At 72.1% G+C, this 18,899-nt stretch carries 20 protein-coding genes; 12 read left to right on the top strand and 8 right to left on the bottom strand.

Translation table 11 applies throughout. From position 1 onward, the window contains the following. Positions 1-21 precede the first annotated feature (21 nt). Both P3T34_RS04490 and P3T34_RS04485 read right to left on the bottom strand, forming a co-directional pair. Positions 22-222 carry a DUF397 domain-containing protein gene (locus tag P3T34_RS04490; RefSeq protein ID WP_280671826.1) on the bottom strand — a complete coding sequence of 67 codons (201 nt, stop codon included), beginning with the start codon at positions 220-222 and terminating at the stop codon, positions 22-24. A gap of 2 nt (positions 223-224) precedes the next feature. After that, positions 225-1,052 (bottom strand): helix-turn-helix transcriptional regulator, encoded by an 828-nt coding sequence (locus P3T34_RS04485; RefSeq protein WP_280664660.1) that lies wholly within the window; start codon positions 1,050-1,052, stop codon positions 225-227. Positions 1,053-1,153: 101 nt separating this feature from the next. On the opposite strand from P3T34_RS04485, the gene P3T34_RS04480 reads away from it, so the two are divergent. Genes P3T34_RS04480 through P3T34_RS04470 form a run of 3 tightly spaced genes read left to right on the top strand, consistent with a single transcriptional unit; the run spans position 1,154 to position 1,948 of the window. Further along, positions 1,154-1,393 carry a hypothetical protein gene (locus P3T34_RS04480; protein WP_280664659.1) on the top strand — a complete coding sequence of 80 codons (240 nt, stop codon included), beginning with the start codon at positions 1,154-1,156 and terminating at the stop codon, positions 1,391-1,393. A 16-nt stretch (positions 1,394-1,409) separates the two neighbouring features. After that, entirely contained in the window at positions 1,410-1,697 is a 288-nt protein-coding gene (locus tag P3T34_RS04475; protein ID WP_280664658.1) for a hypothetical protein, read from the top strand. Continuing rightward, positions 1,694-1,948, top strand: a complete 255-nt coding sequence (locus P3T34_RS04470; RefSeq protein WP_280664657.1) for a hypothetical protein — start codon at positions 1,694-1,696, stop codon at positions 1,946-1,948. The genes P3T34_RS04475 and P3T34_RS04470 overlap by 4 nt, the downstream gene beginning before the upstream one ends. 253 nt (positions 1,949-2,201) lie before the next feature. On the opposite strand, the gene P3T34_RS04465 is transcribed toward P3T34_RS04470, so the two are convergent. Next, the gene (locus tag P3T34_RS04465) at positions 2,202-2,765 is read right to left on the bottom strand and encodes a hypothetical protein (RefSeq protein WP_280664656.1); all 564 of its coding nucleotides are present in this window, start codon (positions 2,763-2,765) and stop codon (positions 2,202-2,204) included. A 281-nt stretch (positions 2,766-3,046) separates the two neighbouring features. Between P3T34_RS04465 and P3T34_RS04460 the strand changes: the two genes are divergently transcribed. From P3T34_RS04460 to P3T34_RS04445, 4 genes are all read left to right on the top strand, one after another. Further along, the gene (locus P3T34_RS04460; RefSeq protein WP_280664655.1) at positions 3,047-4,003 is read left to right on the top strand and encodes an ATP-binding cassette domain-containing protein; all 957 of its coding nucleotides are present in this window, start codon (positions 3,047-3,049) and stop codon (positions 4,001-4,003) included. Next, the gene (locus tag P3T34_RS04455) at positions 4,000-4,833 is read left to right on the top strand and encodes an ABC transporter permease (RefSeq protein WP_280664654.1); all 834 of its coding nucleotides are present in this window, start codon (positions 4,000-4,002) and stop codon (positions 4,831-4,833) included. The genes P3T34_RS04460 and P3T34_RS04455 overlap by 4 nt, the downstream gene beginning before the upstream one ends. Before the next feature lie 158 nt (positions 4,834-4,991). Beyond that, entirely contained in the window at positions 4,992-6,368 is a 1,377-nt protein-coding gene (locus P3T34_RS04450) for a histidine kinase (protein ID WP_280664653.1), read from the top strand. Next, positions 6,365-7,027 carry a response regulator transcription factor gene (locus P3T34_RS04445; RefSeq protein WP_280664652.1) on the top strand — a complete coding sequence of 221 codons (663 nt, stop codon included), beginning with the start codon at positions 6,365-6,367 and terminating at the stop codon, positions 7,025-7,027. The genes P3T34_RS04450 and P3T34_RS04445 overlap by 4 nt, the downstream gene beginning before the upstream one ends. 18 nt (positions 7,028-7,045) lie before the next feature. On the opposite strand, the gene P3T34_RS04440 is transcribed toward P3T34_RS04445, so the two are convergent. Next, positions 7,046-7,492 (bottom strand): nucleoside deaminase, encoded by a 447-nt coding sequence (locus tag P3T34_RS04440; RefSeq protein WP_280664651.1) that lies wholly within the window; start codon positions 7,490-7,492, stop codon positions 7,046-7,048. 398 nt (positions 7,493-7,890) lie between these two features. Here P3T34_RS04440 and P3T34_RS04435 point away from each other — a divergent pair, with 398 nt between their 5' ends. Next, positions 7,891-8,295, top strand: a complete 405-nt coding sequence (locus P3T34_RS04435) for a transglycosylase family protein (RefSeq protein ID WP_280664650.1) — start codon at positions 7,891-7,893, stop codon at positions 8,293-8,295. A gap of 163 nt (positions 8,296-8,458) precedes the next feature. After that, complete coding sequence (locus P3T34_RS04430) at positions 8,459-9,358, top strand: class I SAM-dependent methyltransferase (RefSeq protein WP_280664649.1); 900 nt, start codon at positions 8,459-8,461, stop codon at positions 9,356-9,358. A 50-nt stretch (positions 9,359-9,408) separates the two neighbouring features. Here the strand turns inward: P3T34_RS04430 and P3T34_RS04425 are convergent, their stop codons facing one another. Next, on the bottom strand, positions 9,409-10,602 hold the full coding sequence (locus P3T34_RS04425; RefSeq protein WP_280664648.1) for a lytic transglycosylase domain-containing protein: 1,194 nt from the start codon (positions 10,600-10,602) through the stop codon (positions 9,409-9,411). A gap of 277 nt (positions 10,603-10,879) precedes the next feature. Here P3T34_RS04425 and P3T34_RS04420 point away from each other — a divergent pair, with 277 nt between their 5' ends. Both P3T34_RS04420 and P3T34_RS04415 read left to right on the top strand, forming a co-directional pair. After that, on the top strand, positions 10,880-11,575 hold the full coding sequence (locus P3T34_RS04420; protein ID WP_280664647.1) for a GNAT family N-acetyltransferase: 696 nt from the start codon (positions 10,880-10,882) through the stop codon (positions 11,573-11,575). Between the two features lie 231 nt (positions 11,576-11,806). Beyond that, positions 11,807-13,048, top strand: coding sequence for a M23 family metallopeptidase (locus tag P3T34_RS04415; protein WP_280664646.1), 1,242 nt, complete (start codon positions 11,807-11,809; stop codon positions 13,046-13,048). Positions 13,049-13,062: 14 nt separating this feature from the next. Here the strand turns inward: P3T34_RS04415 and P3T34_RS04410 are convergent, their stop codons facing one another. From P3T34_RS04410 to P3T34_RS04400, 3 genes are all read right to left on the bottom strand, one after another. Continuing rightward, entirely contained in the window at positions 13,063-14,451 is a 1,389-nt protein-coding gene (locus tag P3T34_RS04410) for an FAD-dependent oxidoreductase (RefSeq protein WP_280664645.1), read from the bottom strand. 86 nt (positions 14,452-14,537) lie between these two features. Continuing rightward, entirely contained in the window at positions 14,538-16,193 is a 1,656-nt protein-coding gene (locus P3T34_RS04405) for an NAD(P)/FAD-dependent oxidoreductase (RefSeq protein ID WP_280664644.1), read from the bottom strand. Between the two features lie 161 nt (positions 16,194-16,354). Beyond that, positions 16,355-17,062, bottom strand: a complete 708-nt coding sequence (locus P3T34_RS04400) for a TetR/AcrR family transcriptional regulator (protein ID WP_280664643.1) — start codon at positions 17,060-17,062, stop codon at positions 16,355-16,357. 127 nt (positions 17,063-17,189) lie between these two features. Here P3T34_RS04400 and P3T34_RS04395 point away from each other — a divergent pair, with 127 nt between their 5' ends. Beyond that, positions 17,190-18,863, top strand: coding sequence for an amidohydrolase (locus tag P3T34_RS04395; RefSeq protein WP_280664642.1), 1,674 nt, complete (start codon positions 17,190-17,192; stop codon positions 18,861-18,863). Positions 18,864-18,899: the final 36 nt, after the last annotated feature.

The following is an 18,899-nucleotide window of genomic DNA, read 5'->3' as shown; positions in this document are numbered from 1 at the left end:
TTCAGTCCGACGCAGCGCCGGTCAGACGGTCCCGAACTCGCCGGCCTTGACGGCGGCGACGAACGCGGCGAAGGCGCTGGCGGGGAAGACGAGGGCAGGACCGGACGGGTCCTTGGAGTCCCGGACGGGGGTGACCCCGGGGAGGCCGTCGGCTACCTCTACGCACGCGCCGCCTTGCTGGCTGTAGGTCGATTTCCGCCACTTGACGCTGGACATGTCCATACTCACCTAAGTTCCTTCCGAGCAGCGCGAATGAGTTCGAGGGACGCGGTCTCGCACAGCGCGCCCACCTGTAGCCGATGGTAGTTCCTCTCCCAGGTGGTAAGGATGTTGGGATTGCGCTGTGGGTGCCCCTGACCTTCAGACTCCGAGTACCCGATCAGGCTTCGATCAGCAAGCGTCAGCAGGTGTACTGGTAGGGCGAACGGTCGGTCCTCGCCCATGGGGAACGGGGCAACTTGAAGGATCACGCCCGGCCTGCCGGCTTGCTTCTCCAGCTCGGCGAGTTGGCCGTCCATCACGTGACGGCCGCCCACCGTGCGGCGTACGCAACTTTCGTCCAGGACCGCATGTACTAGCGGTGCAGTGGGCAGAGCAAGGCGGCGTTGCCGAGTGAGCAAGTATGCGACTCGTTCATCAGCCTCCTCCTGGGTGATGGTCCCGCGCCTGACCTCAGCGCCCGCCAGTGCCCCCGCGTACTCCGGCGTCTGAAGCAGTCCAGGGATCACGCCCAGTTCGAATACGCGGATCTCTCGGGCCAGCGCTTCCTTTGCGGCGTACTCCTCGAAGCCATCGAGCAGGGATGCACTTCGAACGTCGCGATACCGATCTACGAACTGAGTTCCGATACCGAACGCAGCGTCAGCTTTCTGAGCAAAACGGATGGTTGGAGGTTTCCGGCCAGTTTCAACGGCTGAGATATGCACCGCTGAGTAGTCCATCCGCTCGCTGAGTTGTTCCTGCGTCCAGCCGCGTTCCTCTCGTGCGCTGCGGAGTTGTGCGCCGAAGGCAGCGCGCGGAGACGAGTCCGGGTCGAGCTCCCGACGGTTCATGATCCGCTCTTCCTTCTGTTTTGGGAGGTTGAAGATGTCCCTGACTGTAGAGGACAGTTGGAGCTCCTGGTAGCCGAATAGCTACAGAGAGGAACTGACTCATGTCCATCCTGAGCCGGCATATCCATGCCCAACACCAGCAAGCACGCATCGCAGTAACGAAGTTGACCGCTGCCCTGACTCGTGCAGGGTCGCCGCTTCCATCCGTCGGCATCGACCCAGCGTCCGCCCTGACTGGCACCGTCCTGGTCGACCTCGGTCGGGCCCGGTCGGATGTGGTCATGGCGATCGCCGAACTGATCCTTGAGGGACTGGACGCCCGTGACAAGCAACAGAGTTGAGTCCCAAGAGGCCCGGATGGTCCGCGAGCTCCGCGAAGCCGCGCAGCGGGCCGTCGACGCGCTGGTGGACGCGTTGGAGCTCAACGGCCTGCCGCCGCTGCCCGGTCTGGAGGGGGGAAGGGTCACCCTCCACCCGCGTGGCGTCCACATCGAGATCGGCGGGTGCAATGTGCGCACCGTGCAGGCGATCGCCGATTTTCTCAAGGATCACGCGCGCTGCTCGGGCCGCGTTCTCCCCGGTACGGTCGTCGTGCCCACTGGACTGGCCGAACTGCCCGCTGTGCGAAAGGAATTGAGCGAATGATCAGCACCAGCACCAGCGCCGCCACCCCCGACGACGTCCCCCCGACCGGCTCCTACGTCGTCGACCGCAAGTCGCTGCGCATCCTGGTCGTCATGGACAACCGCCACGGCGAGCTCTACCTCCGCCCACCCGGCGGCGGCATCGAGATCACCCGCACACCGGACCAGATCCGCCCCGCCGACCGCAGCGAAACCCTGCGCGGCCGAGTGGCCAAGGCCAACCTGGACGCCGAACACGGCTGCGCCGGCTGACCGACGCCCCGCACGACGAGCTCCAACTGACGCTGGTAGCACTGTACTTGGCAGGCAAGACGGCCCGAGCGACAGCGGCTTCCATCGAGGTGCACGAGAGGACGCTGAGCTGCTGGTTCGCCAAGTGGGGTGTCCAGACCCGCATTGCCGATGTCTTGGCAGAGAGCAGGCCAGACGCTCTGGCTTGACGCGCCGCGGCGTCCGGCCTGGGGATTGACCTGGCCTGACCCGCGGGCCAGGGCAGCCGTCGGCGTCAGCTCAGCCCGAGGGTGGCCAGTGCGGTGGTCCAGTTCGCGGCGATCGCCTGCTGTGCGGGCGCGAGGTCGACCTGGCCGGCGCAGACCGCGCGCTTGAGCGCGTTCTCCACGCTGTCCTTGCTGTACGAGGTGCCGCCGCCCACGTTGGCGTGCGGCTCCGGCCAGAGGTTCAGGGGCGAGGTGGGGGAGCCGCCCAGCTCCAGCGGTATGAAGTGGTCCTCCTCGTAATCCGACATGTTGGTGTCGCTGTAGCCGTAGGCGATGATGCCCTGGGCCTTCAGCCGGTTGGTGTAGGAGGTCGGCGGGCGCACGGTGGTGGTCCAGCCGGAGACGCAGATGGTCGAGTCGATGGTGCTCTGCGTGACGCTCGGGTTGAGCGCGCCGGGGGTGCAGGTCGGATCGGGGAGCGGCAGGTAGGCCTGCGAGCAGGTCGCCGTCGCCTGCGGCACCCATGTGGCGGCGCGCGCGGTCGCGGCCGGTGCCGTCACCAGGGCGAGCGGTACGGCGGCGAGGGTGACCGCGGCCGCCGTGGTCGTGAGTCTGACGCGCAGTGAACTCATGGTGACTCCAGGGAAGTTGACCGTTTGCTGAATGGGTGTGCCCATGACAGCAGTCAGTCGGTATCCCTAGAAGGGGGTGTGCGGTGAACGTTTGGTGACGCGCGTAGAACGAGCGCGGCGGCGAGCCCGCCCGCAGAACAGGCGGCGTAGTACCGCGGTACCACGCGCAGCCCCCCGAATCCGTCCGCGGTACCGCCGGATCAGCCCCTCCCCGTTCCTACAGTGGAGCTCACGGCGCCGGGCACAGGCAGGCGCAGCTCACCGGAACCGAGGGCCCAGCGATGATCGAGATCAACAGGTTGGTCAAGCGTTACGGCGACAAGACCGCCGTGGACGGCCTGGACTTCACCGTCCACCCCGGCCGGGTGACCGGCTTCCTCGGCCCGAACGGGGCCGGCAAGTCCACCACGATGCGCATGATCGTCGGTCTGGACGCCCCCACCAGCGGCTCGGTCGCCGTCAACGGCCGTCGCTACGCCGAGCACCACGCCCCGCTCCAGGAGGTCGGCGCGCTGCTCGAGGCCAAGTCCATCCACCCCGGCCGCTCGGCCTTCGACCACCTCAACGCGCTCGCGCTGACCCACGGCATCCCGCGCCGCCGGGTCGTCGAGGTGATCGAGCTCGCCGGGCTCGGCCAGGTCGCCCGCAAGCGGGCCGGCGCGTTCTCGCTGGGCATGGGCCAGCGCCTGGGCATCGCCGCGGCGCTGCTCGGCGACCCGCAGACCGTCATGCTCGACGAGCCGGTGAACGGCCTCGACCCCGAGGGCGTGCTGTGGATCCGCAACCTGCTCACCGGGCTCGCCGCCGAGGGCCGCACCGTCTTCGTCTCCTCGCACCTGATGAGCGAGATGGCGCTGACCGCCACCGACCTGATCATCGTCGGCCGCGGCCGGCTGCTCGCCAACACCACCGTGCGGCAGTTCGTGCAGGACGCGGGCGGCAACAGCGTCCGGGTCGCCAGCGCGGACCCCGCCCGGCTGCGCGAGCTGCTGGTCGGCCCGGACGTCGAGATCAGCGGCGAGGCCGGCTCCGAGGTGCTGCAGATCACCGGCCTGACGGCCCGTCAGATCGGTGCGACGGCCGCCGAGCACGCCATCGCCGTCTACGAACTCACCCCGCAGGCCGTCTCCTTGGAGGAGGCCTTCATGGAACTGACCCGCGACAGCGTCGAGTACCACGGCAGCGCCTCCGCCGCCGACCTCTCCGCTGCCACCTCCTCTGTTCGGAGCGCCGTATGAGCACCCTCAGCACCCTCACCGCCCCCGCCGCGCCGGCCACTCGCCCCGCTCTCAAGGTCACCGGGCCGCGCGTGCTGCGCGCCGAGTGGGCCAAGCTCTGGTCGCTGCGATCGACCTGGATCACCCTGAGCGTCGGCGTGCTGCTGCTCGTGCTGGTCGGCACGATCGCCTCCGCCAGCTACTCGCCCGGCCAGGTCGTCGCGCACGGCCCGGCCGCCGACGCCAAGGACGCCGTCGGCTTCGCGCTGGGCGGCATGGGCTTCACCCAGCTCGCGCTCGGGGTGCTCGGCGTGCTGATCACCGCCGGCGAGTACTCCACCGGCATGATCCGCTCGACGCTGGCGGCGGTACCGCGCCGGCTGCCGGTGCTCTGGTCGAAGGCCTCGATCTACGCCGTGGTCGCGCTGGTGCTGGGCACCGCCGGTGCCTTCGCCGCCTTCCTGATCGGCTCCGGCTACCTGCACGGGACGCCGATCGCGCTCACCCTCTCCTCCTCCGGCGTGCTGCGCTGCCTGTTCGGCGCCGGGGCGTACCTGGCCCTGGTGGGCGTCATGGGCGTGGCGCTGGGCGCGCTGCTGCGCTCGGTCGCGGGCGGGATCTCCGTCCTGGTCGTCTCGCTGATGCTGCTGCCCGCGCTGGCGGGCCTGCTGCCCAGCGGCCTCAAGGACGACATCAGCCCGTACCTGCCGGGCAACGCGGGTGACTCGATCTTCGCGCTGACCCACGCGGCGCACACCCTCACCCCGGGCGCGGGCCTGGCCGTCTTCGCCGGCTGGACCGCCCTCGCGCTGGCCGGCGCCGCCTGGCGGCTGCGCCGCAGCGACGTCTGATGCCCAGGACCGACGTCTGATCCTTGCAGAGACAGGGGAGCCCGACCTCCCCGGCCGCCGCCTCCCACCGCCGTACAGTGACGGTGGGGGGCGGCCTCCGACTTTTCGGAACCCTGCGGAACCTTCGGACCTTTCGGAAACCAGGTGCTGCCGACGTGATGACTACGACCGCTCCGGAGCCCGACCCGCTCTGGGTGCACCCGGCGGCCCGCAGCCTGGTCCGCCGCGCCCGGCGCCTGCGCCAGGCCGACCAGGACCACCCGTGGCGCCTGGACGCGCTGCTGGCGGCGGCCGTGCTGATGCTCGGGCTGGGCGATCTGATCCGTGGCGACCAGGGGCTCGTCATCGACAGCGCCCAGTCGCTCCCGACACCCGGCGTCCTCGCGGTGCTGGTGGGCCTGGGCCTGCCGCTGGTGTGGCGCCGCCGGGCCCCCACCGCCGTCTTCGCCGCCGTGCTTGCGGTCTGCACCGTCCAGTGGTCGCTCGGCCTGCTCGTGCACAGCGACCTCGCGCTGCTGATCGCCCTCTACGGCATGGCCCGCTACGCGCCGATGCGCCGGCTGCCGTGGGCCGCCGGCGCCACCTTCGGGGTGCTCGCGCTGGCGGCCTTCCGGGTGAACCTGATCAGCCAACCGCTGGTCGCCCTCTTCTTCCTCTGCGGCACGGCGACCGGTGCGATCGCGCTGGGCCTGGCGGTGCGCATCCGCAAGGCGCAACTCGCCGCGCTGGCCGACCGGGCGACCCGGCTGGAGATCGAGCGCGAGCAGCGCGTCCAACTCGCCACCGTGGCCGAGCGCGCCCGCGTCTCCCGCGAGATGCACGACATCGTCGGCCACAACCTGGCCGTCATCATCGGCCTCGCCGACGGCGGCGCCGCGCTGGCCGCCAGTGACCCCGCGCGCAGCGCCGAGGCCCTGCGGATCATCGCCGGCACCGGTCGGCAGGCTCTGAGCGAACTGCGCCGCACGCTCGGCGCCCTGCGCGAGAGCCCGACCCAGGACGGCGCGGGCGAGCAGATCGAACTGAGCCCGCAGCCGGGGATCGCCGACCTGGACGCGCTGCTGATGCGGATCCGGGCCGCCGGGCCGCACGTCGCCTACCGCACCGCGGGCGACACCGCCGCGCTGCCGCCCGGCGTGCAGCTCGCCGTCTACCGCATCGTGCAGGAGGCGCTGACCAACTCCCTCAAGCACGCCGGTCCGCAGACGAGTGTGCAGGTCAGCGTGCGGGCCGGCGCGCAGGCCGTGCAGGTCAGCGTCCAGGACACCGGACCCGTCGAGGGCCCACCCGCCGGCCGCCGGCTGGGTCATCTCGGGCACCCGCACGGGCACCCGCACCCTCACCCGCACCCGCCCCAGCAGGGGGAGGGGCAGGGGCTGGTCGGCATCCGCGAGCGCGCCGCCCTCTCCGGCGGCACCGCCAGCGCGGGACCGCGCCCGGCGGGCGGCGGCTGGAGCGTACGGGCGGAGCTGCCCCTCCCCGCACCCGCCGCAGCCGCCAGCACCGAAACCCCCAGCGAGGAGGAGCGAGCGTGACCACCGTCCTGATCGTCGACGACCAGCCGCTGCAGCGGTTCGGCTTCCGGATGCTGCTCGACAGCAGCCCGGGCACCACCGTGGTCGGCGAGGCCGACCACGGAGCCGACGCCGTCCGCAAGACCGCCGAGCTGCGCCCCGATGTCGTGCTGATGGACATCCGGATGCCCGGCATGGACGGCATCGAGGCGACCCGCCGGATCGTCGCCGCCGGCGGCCGCTCCCGCGTCCTGGTGCTGACCACCTTCGACCTGGACGAGTACGCGTACGGCGCGCTGCGCGCGGGAGCCAGCGGGTTCCTGCTCAAGGACGCCCTGCCGGACGAGCTGCTCGCCGGAATCCGCGCGGTCGCGGCCGGTGACGCGGTGGTGGCCCCGGCCCTGACCCGCCGGCTGCTCGACACCTTCGCCGACCGCCTGCCGCACGACCAGGCCCGTGCCGCCGCCGACGCCCGCCTCGAGGCCCTCACCGAGCGCGAGCGCGAAGTCCTGGTGGCCGTCGCGGGTGGTCTGACCAACGGGGAGATCGCCGAACGCCTGGTGCTCTCCGAGTCCACCGTCAAGACCCACGTCAGCCGACTCCTCGCCAAGATCGGCGCCCGCGACCGCGTCCAGGCCGTGATCACCGCCTACGACGCGGGCCTGGTCCGCCCCGGGTAGCTGATCCGGCACCCGCTACTACCGGCCGATGTCCTCGTGCCAGAGCTCGGGCCGGGCGGTGATGAAGTCGCGCATCAGGGCGACGCACTCGGCGTCGTCCAGCACGGTGACCTGTACGCCGTGCTCGGCCAGCCAGTCGTGGCCGCCCACGAAGGTCCGGGCCTCGCCCACCACCAGGCGGCCGATGCCGAACTGGCGCACCAGGCCGCTGCAGTACCAGCAGGGCGAGAGCGTGGTCACCATGGTGGTCCGCCGGTAGCCGCGCAGTCGCCCGGCTGCGCGGAAGGCCGCCGTTTCGGCGTGCATGGACGGGTCGTCGTCCTGCACCCGCCGGTTGTGGCCGCGGCCCAGCAGCTCGCCGTCCGGGCCGAAGAGCGCCGCACCGATCGGGATACCGCCCTCGGCCAGGCCGAGCCGGGCCTCCGCCAGCGCCACCGTGAGCATCGCTCTCGTATCAGTCGTCATGCCGCAACTCTCGGCGCAGCGGGGCTCCGGCGCCAGGATGTGGCCTGCTTCACTCGCGAGGGGTGTCCGGATTATCCGGATATAAGCGTGACGTCAGGTGGTGCTGACGCTGGGTCGACAATGTGGTGGGCCTCACGGGTGGTTGGCGGTGACCGCGGCCACATTCGGGGGCCGGGGGTGGGTCGCGGGCCGGTGTTTTCGGGGGTTCGGGGCGTGCTGTACTGCCGGTAACCGGGCGTTGACCTGGGTGTTTGGGTCGAAGTCTTGTGGCCTGTGGGGGGTTTCCGTAGCTTCGTTTGCAGCGGTGAGCAGCACGAGTCGCCGTTACTTCCCCGAACGACACCGCTTTGCGGGCTTGGTTCCGTCTGCCCGCGTCCGGTACTTCCGAGAGGATCCACATGACCTTCCGTAACGAGAACGCCGCCGCCGCTTCTGCCGCCACCACCCCCGCCGCCGGTCGCAAGCGCAACCGCGTGCGGATCGCCGTCCTGGGTGGCGCGCTGGCTGTGCTGCCGGTCGCGGGTCTCGTCACGGCCACCGCCTCGTCGGCCGCGCCGGCGAGCACGTGGGACAAGGTCGCGCAGTGCGAGAGCACCGGGAACTGGAGCATCAACAGCGGCAATGGCTTCTACGGCGGCCTGCAGTTCACCTCCTCCACCTGGGCGGCCTTCGGTGGCACCCAGTTCGCGCCGCAGGCCAACCAGGCCACCGCGGCCCAGCAGATCTCCGTCGGCGAGAAGGTGCTGGCCGCCCAGGGCCCCGGCGCCTGGCCGATCTGCTCGGTCAAGGCCGGCCTCTCCTAAGGCCCCAGAGCTCAAGCCGTAAAAGCGTCGGAGGCACCGCGATCACGCGGTGCCTCCGACGCTTTTGCGCGTACTCGGGCCGACACTCTGGGGCGCGCGGTGTGCGAGTTGTCCCTACCATCGGTCTGAAGCGAAAGTGATCCGCTTGCGCGTAGGAGGCATCGTGGTCACCACCGACCCCCGTCCCGGACCGTCCCTTCCTCGCACCCTGGAGGACGTCCCGGGCTGGTTCTGGCCGCTTGACCAGCAGCTTTTCGGCTGGCTGCTGGCCCGCCAGACCGCTGCCGGGATGTACGGCGACCTGCTGGAGCTGGGCAGCTACCTGGGGCGCAGCGCCATCCTGATAGGCGGCCACCTCCAGACCGGCGAGACCTTCACGATCTGCGATCTGTTCGATTCCGAGGCGCCGGACGGCAGCAACGCCGCCGAGATGTCCATGTCCTACCGCGAGACGCTCACCCGGGTCGCCTTCGAGCGCAACTACCTGGCCTTCCACCCGGCCCTGCCCACCATCGTCCAGGCGCCCACCTCGGTGCTGTCGGACGGCCGGATCGCCGTCGACAGCTGCCGCTTTGTGCACATCGACGCCTCCCACCTCTACGAGCACGTCGCCGCCGACATCCAGACCGCCGCCACCGTGCTGGCCAAGGACGGCATAGTCGTGCTGGACGACTTCCGCTCCCAGCACACCCCGGGCGTGGCCGCGGCCACCTGGGAGGCGGTCTTCCGGCACGGTCTGCGGCCGATCTGCGTCACCGCCGAGAAGCTCTACGGCACCTGGGCCGACCCCGGGCCGCTGCAGCGCGAGCTGCTGGAGCTGGACGGCGACGTCCCGGACTGCAACATGGACGTGGACGTGATAGCCGGGCAGCGGATGGTCCGGCTCTCCGGCCGAGGCATCGCCAAGCTCATGCCGCCCGAGCCCGAGCAGCCGGCGCCCGAGGCCGAGCAGCAGCCCGCGCAGCGCTCGGCGGCCCGGCGACTCGTCCTGGACCTGCTGCCGCCGATCGCCACCCGGGCGGTCCGCCGCCAGTTGCAGCAGCGCCGCGACCGGAGCGGATAGCCGAACGCGGCCGCTCCCGTGGGTACGGGGGCGGCCGCGCGGGTGAGGACTCAGTGCGTGGGGGTCGGGGTGGGCGTGTCGGTCGGCGTGACGGTTGCCGACGGGGTGGGGCAGGACGGGCTCGGCGAGCCGGGCGCCGCGCCGGGGGGTGTCGCCGTGGGTGTCGGGGTCGGGGTCGGGGTGGGCGTGGGGGTCGGCGTCGGCGTCGGGGTGCCCGTGCCGGTGGGCGTCGGGGTCGGCGTCGGGGTGGGGCAGCCGGTCGGCGTGGGCGTCGGCGTGGGCGTCGGCGTCGGCGTCGCGGTGGGTGTGGGGGTCGGCTTGGGGGTCGGAGTGGGCGTGGGGGTCGGCGTCGGCTGCACGGGCCGCGGGGTCGCCGTCGGCGTGGGCGGCGCCACCGGGGTGACCGGAACGGGGACGGTCGTCGGCGCGGTCGTCGGCCCCGGCGTGCCGGGGGTGGCCGGCAGGGGCGGACCGTCCGGCGCGCTGGTGGCACCCGACTGGAAGGTCGCCATCCAGCTCTTCACCGTGCGCAGGTAGTCCTGCGAGTCGTTGTAGCCGAGGATCGCCTGGTCCAGCTGCGCCGGAACGGAGAGATCGCGGCCACTCGAGCACAGGTAGCGCCCGGCGGCCAGCGCCGCGTCGTGGATGTTGTTGGGATCCGCGATGCCGTCGCCGTTGCCGTCGGCGCCCCAGATCGCCCAGGTGGACGGGAGGAACTGCATCGGGCCGACGGCGCGGGCCCACACCGTGCTGCCGTCCCACTTGCCGCCGTCGCTGCTCGGAATCGCGGCCACGCCGTTGCCGTCCAGCACCGGGCCGAGGATCGGCGTGTACGTCGTGCCGTTGGCGTCGACCCGGCCGCCGTCCGCCTGGCCCGACTCCACCTGGCCGATCCCCGCGAGCAGCTGCCACGGCAGGTGGCAGCCGGGCTCGGACACGGCGAGCACGGACTGCGCGTGCAGATACGCCGTGAACACCGTGGCCGGCAGCGAGGCCCCGGAGCCGGTCGGCAGCGTGAGCAAGGGGTCGTTCGGACCCGGAGTTCCCGTCGGGGGGACGGGAACGGTCGGCGGCGGGGTCAGCGCGAGGGTGCCGCCGCCGTCCACCGGCAGCTGGCCGGCCGGCGGGACGGCGGGCGCCATCGCGGTGCCAGGCGTCCCGGCCGGTGTCGGGAGTGCCGCCAAACCCTGGGCGGGGACGGCCGCCTGTGATCCTGTCAGCGCCGCCACGGCAACGAGGGTCATCGCCGCCCCCGCCGTCCGCTTCAGCGCCGCTGCCCGTATTCGCACCATCATCCGCAAGTGTCCCCTCCGATAGCCTGTCTGGACCTGTACGAACCTACGGCATGTCAGTGACGAGTCAACCGACTAAGGGTGGACATTCGCGCCGCCGACCGGCTGGTCCTGCCCCAACGGGCGATCGCGCGGCGGCCGGGCTCGGTTCGTCGCGCCGCAGGCGCTCTTGCGAGAATCGGAGCAGCTCAGGCACCAACCGCCCCCGCAGATCGGAACGAGAACCAGGATGTCCACGGCCCACCCCACCCACCCGCTGGACAATCCGGTGCGCGCCGCACTGACCGGCCCGCACGCCCACTTCGCCCGCCGGCAGGGCCGGTTGCTGAGCTACCCGGCGGACATGACGGCCTTCCTCGGGATGCCCGACCGGCCGCGGGCGGACGACTGGGCCGACGTCGCGGCGCTCCTCGGCCCCGGCGGACACGCCGTGACCCTCGGCGTGTCCGTTCCGCCGCCGGCCGACTGGGAGGCGACGTTCGAGGTCGAAGGCGTGCAGCTGGTGGGCGAGCGCGTGGTCGGCGCGCACGACCCGCACGCGGTGCGGCTCGGGCCGGCCGACGTCCCGGAGATCCTCGCGCTGGTCGAACAGGCCCGCCCCGGGCCGTTCTTCGCGCGCACCATCGAGCTCGGCGACTACCTGGGCATCCGCGAGGGGGGCGCGCTGATCGCGATGGCGGGGGAGCGGTTGCACCCACCGGGCTTCACCGAGATCAGCGCGGTCTGCACCGACCACGCCCACCGCGGCCAGGGCCTGGCCGGTCGACTCATCCGCGCCGTCGCAGCCGGGATCCAGGACCGCGGCGAGACCCCGTTCCTGCACGCCGCCGCCGACAACACCGGCGCGATCGGGCTCTACCAGGCGCTGGGCTTCCGCCTGCGCCGCACGGTCACCTTCCGCGGCGCCCTCGTCCCGCAGCCCTGACGTACGCCCTTGGCGGTGGGATCCGGACGGGTGGTGTTGCCCGGTGGGCTGCTGCGCCGTGCGGGTGGGTGGACCGGCGTCGCCTTTCATGTGAGAGCGCCTCACCTGAGGGCGCTGCGCCGGTCCGCCGGGCCGGCCCGCTGGACGAGGAGCAGGAGAGAGCAGATGGCAGACCGGGACGACCGACGACCCCGCGGAGCGCGCGGAGTGCTGATCCGAGGAGCCCTGCGAGTGACTCTGCGAGGTGCCCTGCGAGCGACGCTGGGCGCGGTGCTGCTGACCGCGGCCGCGCTGCCCGCGTACGGGGCGGCGCCGCGCGCGCTGCCGCCGAGCACGCAGTTCACGCCGCTGACGGCCTCGACGATCACCCGACCCGCGCCGTTCAACGCCTCCGACGGCAAGGTCCACCTCTCCTACGAGCTGTTCACCACCAATGCCCTGGGCCGCCAGACCCCGGTGCGGATCGACAGCATCGAGGTCCAGGACGCGCGGACCAAGCGGGTCATCGGGTCGCTGAGCGGCGACGCGCTGGCCGCGGCCGCCAACCCGATCGGCGTCCCGCTGCCGGGCGAGGGGACGGACGCCGCGCGGCAGGTCGCCGTGCCGGTCGCCGTGCCGGTCGTCGCGAGCTCCGAGCAGTGGGTGATCTGGCTCGACCTGGCGCTCGATCCGGCCGAGGCCGTCCCCGCGGAGCTGGAGCACCACCTGACCGGCGCCGTCCTGGCGCCGTCCGGCCCGGCGGCGTTCGAGGAGACCGTCGCCCGTACGCCGCTCTCGCGTACGGCACCCCTGCAGCTCGACTCGCCGGTGCAGCCGGGGAGTTGGTACGCCAGCGAGAGTTGCTGCGGCAACACCCACCACCGGCGCGGCCTGGCGCCGATCAACGGCGGGCTCTACGTCCCCCAGCGCTTCGCCATCGACTGGTTCCGGGTCGGGGACCACAACCAGACCTGGGAGGGCGATCCGAGCCGACTGGACAGCTACCTGAGCTTCAGGCAGCCGGTGGTCGCCGCGGCCCGCGCCAAGGTGGTGGAGGTGCAGGACGGCCTCGCGGACAACCCGCCGCCGGTCCCGCCGACCGTGCCGCCGATCCAGGACACCGTCGGCAACCACATCACCCTGGAGGTCGCACCGGGCCAGTACCTGCTCTACGCCCACCTGGAGGACGGCAGCCTGACCGTGCACGAGGGCGACCGCGTCGAGCCCGGCCAGATCCTCGGGCTGATCGGCAACAGCGGCAACTCGACCACCCCGCACCTGCACTTCCAGGTGATGACGACCCGCGAGTTCTTCCCGACCGACAGCCCGCCGTACACCTTCCGCTCCTTCGACATCCTGGGCCACGTCGCGCCGCGGATCTGGGACGACAATCTGGGCCTGCGGCCCACCGGAGTGCTGCCCGTCGACGAGTCGCCCTTCGCGGGTCCGCACACGGACGAACTCCCGCTCGACCGCAATGTGATCCGCTTCTGACCGATGTCTGTCCTTCAGCGGCCAGAGACGCGGTCGGCGAGGCGGGCCGCGCGGTCGCTGGTGGGGCTGGCGTTGGCCAGTTCGCGGCGGTCGGCGCCGCGGTAGACGGAGTAGAGGCCGTGGACGCCGATCCAGCGCAGGGGCTCCGGCTCCCAGCGGCGCACGGGGTGGCCGACCCAGGGGAGGGCGGTCAGTTCGGTGGCGCCGCCCTCGCCGGAGTCCGCGAGGACGAGGTCGCGCAGGGTGCGGGCGGCCAGGTTCGCCGCCCCCACCCCGCTGCCGACGTAGCCGCCGGCCCAGCCCAGGCCGGTGGCGCGGTTCAGCTCCACCGCGGCGCACCAGTCGCGCGGGACCCCGAGCACGCCGGACCACGCGTGGTCGATCGCCGCGTCGGCCGTCGCGGGGAAGAAGCGGACCAGGATCTCCCGCAGCGCCCGGATGGTGGCGTCCTGGGTGCGCCCGTCGTTGTCGGTGCGCGAGCCGAAGCGGTACGGGACGCCGCGCCCGCCGATCGCGATCCGGTCGTCGGCGGTGCGCTGGGCGTACATGTAGGCGTGCGCCATGTCGCCGAGGGCCTCGCGGCCCTGCCAGCCGATCGCGTCCCAGACGTGCTGCGGCAGCGGCTCGGTCACGATCATGGAGGAGTTCATCGGCAGCCAGGTCCGCTTCTGGCCCTTGAGCGAGGCGGTGAAGCCCTCGGTGCAGCGCAGCACGTAGGGGGCGCGGACGGTCCCGTGCGCGGTGACCGCGCGCTGCGGGCCGATCTCGGTGACGGTGGTCGACTCGTGGATCCGCACCCCGAGGCCTTCGACGACGCGCGCCAGGCCCTGCAGCAGTTTCACCGGGTGGATCCGGGCGCCGTGCGGGCTCCAGGCGCCGCCGAGGGTGCCGGCGACCTGGATCCGCTGGGCCGACTCGCTCGCGTCCAGCAGCAGCCGGTCGTGCTCGCCGAAGCTGACCTCGGTCCGGTGGAAGGCCTCAAGACGGGCGAGTTGGGCGGGGGTGTAGGCCACCTCCAGCACCCCGCCCTGGTGGACGTCCGCCTCGATGCCCTCCGCGGCGGCGACCTGGACCACCTCGTCCACGGTCCGGTTCATCGCCTGCTGCAGCGCCACGGCGGCCTGGTGGCCGTGCAGCGCGGCGTAGCGGTCGCGGCCGGCGATGCCGTTGTAGAGCCAGCCGCCGTTGCGGCCCGACGCGCCGTAGCCGCAGAACTGCTGCTCCAGCACGGTGATCCGCAGCGAGGGCAGGGCCTTCTTCAGGTAGTACGCCGTCCACAGGCCGGTGTAACCACCGCCGACGATGCACACATCGGCTGTCGCGTCGCCCGGCAGCGCCCCGCGCGGGGTGGGGATGCCGGTCTGCGCGTACCAGAACGCTATGTCGCCGTTGACGGTGGTCATGCTGCCCCTCGGTGCTCAGTTCTCAGTGCTCAGTGCTTGGTGCTTGGTGTTCAACGCATCGGATCTGGTGCATCGGATCCGGTGCGTCAGATCTGGGCGGTGATCTCGCCCGCCACCCGGACGCCCGACGCCACGGCCGCGTTCAGGGTGGCGTTGTCGACGTCGGTGTGCTCGCCGGCGAAGTGGATCCGCCCCTCCTGGACGGCCTCGTAGCCCGCGAACGAGGTGTACTGGCCGACCTTGTAGTAGTGGTAGGCGCCGAGGTGCCACGGGTCGAGGGACCAGTGGTCCTCGTACGCCCGGCCGTTCCAGGCCGCGGTGGTGCCAGGGTAGACCTGCTCGATCTGGCTGAGGAAGCCGTTGACGTCGGCGGTCGGGGCCGGGCCGTGGGCCGCTCCGGTGAGGGTGTTGCGTGCGCCGTCGCCCCCGGGGAAGTTGACGAGCAGGGCCGGTGCGCCCGCCGCGCCGAGGTTCACCGAGCCGTCCCAGGCCGTCTGGTAGCCCAGCGGGCCGGTGTTGGAGACGCCGTTGTAGCCGAGGGCGGGCCAGGTCTTGGTGGTGAGCTGGCTGACCAGCTTGGCGTTCTGGCCCATCCCCTGCTGGTTGATGGCGGTGAGCTTCAGCGCGGACAGACCGGCGCCGGAGAGGTCGACATTGCGCAGCGTGCTGAACGGCAGGGCCAGCACCACGTGGTCGGCGGGAACGCTGACGGTGCTGCCGGCGTGGTCGAAGGTGCAGGTGTAGCTGCCGTCGCTGTTACGGGCCAGCGCGATCAGCTGGTAGCCCTGCTTGACGGTACCGGCCGGCAGCTGTCCGACCATCCCGCTGACCAGTTGGTCGTTGCCGCCGACCAGGTGGTACTTCTCGTCGAAGCCGCTCGCGTTGTCGAAGGTGCTGGAGGCGCCGAGGAAGCCGATCATGCCCAGCGCGGACGACTGCGCGGGCTCACCGCCCGACTGGAGCTGGATGGACTGGATCAGCTGGCCGAGCGAGGAGCTCGCGGGCAGACCGATCTCGGCGAGGTAGTCCAGGCAGGAGAGCTGGTCGAGGCGGGCGGCCTCGGCGGTGTGGCTGTTGTAGCGCGGGGTGCCGATGGCCTGGTAGGAGGCGCTGAAGGCAGCGAACGCCTCGGCGGTCCAGTCGCTCTGCTGCTGGGCCGAGTTGTAGAGCGCGCCGTTGATCCAGGCGGCGTAGCCACCGGAGTTGAGCGCGCCGCCGTTGGCGTACTCGCGCTGCAGGCCGAGGCTGTTCGCCAGGCTCAGCACCGCCGTGTCGGTCGAGCTGATGAACGAGCCGCCGTGCTCGCTCACTTGGCCGCCCGCGAAGAAGCCGCGCAGCGACCAGCAGCGGCCGCCGACGTGACTGGTGTCCGCCTCGTAGACGGTCGCGGCCACCGGCTGGCTCCGGTTCCACAGCTGGTGGGCGCAGCGCAGACCGGCCAGTCCGGCTCCGACCACCACCACCCGGGGCGCCGTCGCGGCGGCGGCCCGGGAGGGGTTGAGCAGCGCGGCGGGTACGGTGGCGGCGGCGATCGCGGCCGCTCCGGCGAGGAGCCGGCGGCGGCTCAACCCGAGCTCGGCCCGCTCGGCCCGCTCGCCGGCCACCTCCGCGACGGGCATCCGGCGCCGGCGAGCCTCGGCGTGGATGGAGAAGACGGCGCGCAGCGGGTCGGGGATGCCCGCCCGGTTGACGGAGCCTGACGGAGTGCGGGCCGAGCGCGAACGTGGGGTGTCGCGGTTCAAGTGGGGCCTCTTCTCGGGCTGGTGGCCGCTGGTGGTCGCCGGTGGGGGCCGGCGCACTGCGGCGTTGCAGGGGAGTGAAGCGCTGGCGCAGCGGTGTTGTCAACACTGTTGCGCCAAGCCGCGAAAACCCGCGAAAAGACATCTCGCCAGCTGACGTGGCGTCAGGTCTCGCGACCGGCTCCCCGTACGGCCTCGGCCCGCCGCTCGATCGCGGTGATCAGCGCCTCCACCCTGGCCTGGAAGATCTGGTCGTGCGTCACCTCGGCCAACTCCTGGCCCAGGCGGGTGATGTTCGGGAACCCCTGGGCGTCGACCAGCCGGTACTCGCGACTCCACGAGGACTCGTCGGCCGCCCGGACCTCCGGATCGAAGAGCAGGTAGGCGGCCCGCTGGCCGACGTAGGCGAGCAGCGAGTCGCCGACCATCCGGTAGTGGACGGCCGCGTCGGCGCCGTCCAGGCCGGCCTCCATGACCGCGCCCAGGATCAGCTCGACGATCCGGAACTCGTTGCCGCGCCTGGTGGTCCGGCTGGCCATGATCGAGCTGACGGCGGGGTACTTGAGCGCGACGGCCAGCGATCCGGCGGCCAGTGCGCGCAGCCGGTCCTGCCAGCCCAGGCCGTCGGGGATGCTGTCGAGCACCTCGCCGAGCGTGCGGTCCGCGACGGAGAGCAGCAGCTCGTCCTTGTCGCGGAAGTGCCGGTAGACGGCGGTCGGATCGGCGCCCAGTTCCTCGCCGAGGCGGCGGACCGTGAAGGCGTCGGCGCTGCCGCGGGCGGCGATGCGCAGGCTCGCCTCGATGATCGCCTCGGGTGTCAGTTGGGCGCCGACGCGCTTGCTGCGGGCGGGTGTTACGGATGCGTTCGACATGGTGCTTCATTCTATCGATGCGGGACCAAGGTTGCGCAACAGTGTTGACAACGCTGTTGCGCTGCCGTTCACTCCTCCTCAACAACACGCCGTGCGGGCTGAGTCCGCCGAGCTGGAGGAACCGTTGATGGCAGATACCGGGCAGCGCGCCGACACCGTCTTCCTGGGGGGCCGGGTCTTCACCGCGACCTCGGCGGCGCCGATCGACGCCGCTGTGGCGATCGGCGGCGGCCGGATCCTGGCCGTCGCCGACGAGGCGGACATCCGGGCGCTGATCGGCGCCGACACCGAGATCGTCGACCTCGCGGGCGGGCTGCTGGTCCCCGGGTTCCAGGACGCGCACGTCCATCCGGCGGTGGCCGGCGTCCAGATGCTGCGCTGCGACCTGTCCGCGCGGCACTCGCTGGAGGGCTACCTCAGCGCGGTCGCCGACTACGCCGCCGCCCACCCCGAGGCCGAGTGGATCTGCGGTGGCGGCTGGTCGATGGACGTCTTCCCCGGCGGCGTCCCCACCCGGGCCATGCTGGACGCGGTCGTGCCGGACCGGCCCGTGCTGCTCACCAACCGCGACGGCCACGGCGCCTGGGTCAACTCGGCCGCGCTGCGCCTGGCGGGCGTGGGCCGGGACACCCCCGACCCCGCGGACGGCCGGATCGAGCGCGAACCGGACGGCAGCCCGATCGGCACCCTCCAGGAGGGCGCCATGGACCTGGTCGCCGCCCATGTCCCGCCCGCGACCGCCGACGAGGCACTGGCCGGTCTGCTCGTCGCCCAGCAGCACCTGTTCTCACTCGGGGTGACCAGCTGGCAGGACGCCATGATCGGCGCCTTCCCCGGCAACCCTGACAACTACGACGTCTACCGGCGCGCGGCCGCCGACGGCTCGCTGCGGGCCCGGGTGGTCGGCGCGCTCTGGTGGGACCGCGAGCGCGGCCTGGAACAGCTCCCCGAGTTGGAGGAGCGCCGCCGGGGCGGACAGCTGGGACGCTTCCGTGCGACCTCGGTGAAGATCATGCAGGACGGCATCGCGGAGAACTTCACCGCGAGCATGCTGGAGCCCTACCTGGACCGCTGCGGCTGCCCCACCGCCAACTCCGGCCTCACCTTCGTCGGTCCCGAGGTGCTGACCGAGGCGGTCTGCGCGCTGGACCGCGCGGGCTTCCAGGTGCACTTCCACGCGCTGGGCGACCGCGCCGTCCGCGAGGCGCTGGACGCGCTGGCCGCGGCGCTGGCGGCCAACGGGCCCAGCGACAACCGCCACCACCTGGCGCACCTGCAGGTGGTCCACCCCGACGACCTCGCACGGTTCGCCCAGGTGGGGGCCGCCGCGAACATCCAGGCGCTGTGGGCCGCGCACGAGCCGCAGATGGACGAGCTGACGATCCCCTTCCTCGGCCCCGAACGCTCGGCCCTGCAGTACCCGTTCGGCGATCTGCAGCGGCTCGGCGCCCGGCTGGTGGCCGGCAGCGACTGGTCGGTGAGCAGCCCCGACCCGCTGTGGGGCATCCACGTCGCGGTCAACCGGGCGGTGCCGGACGCCGGACGCCACGACCACCCGCCGCGCGAGCCGTTCTACCCGCAGCAGGCCCTGACGCTCGCTGAGGCCCTCACCGCGTACACCGCCGGAAGCGCCTGGGTGAACCACCTCGACGAGGTCACCGGGACCATCGAGGCGGGCAAGTACGCGGACCTCGTCGTGCTGGACCGCGACCCCTTCGCGCACCCGGCCGAGGAGATCGGCCTGACCCGGGTGCGCCGGACCTACCTCGACGGGCAAGCGGTCCACACCGCGGCCTTCTGAACTCCCCCCACCCGCGACAGCCCGCTCGCGACACCC

It is taken from the genome of Kitasatospora sp. MAP12-44, assembly GCF_029892095.1.
In the GTDB taxonomy this organism is placed as follows: domain Bacteria; phylum Actinomycetota; class Actinomycetes; order Streptomycetales; family Streptomycetaceae; genus Kitasatospora.
This window is presented reverse-complemented; position numbering and strand designations above follow the sequence as displayed.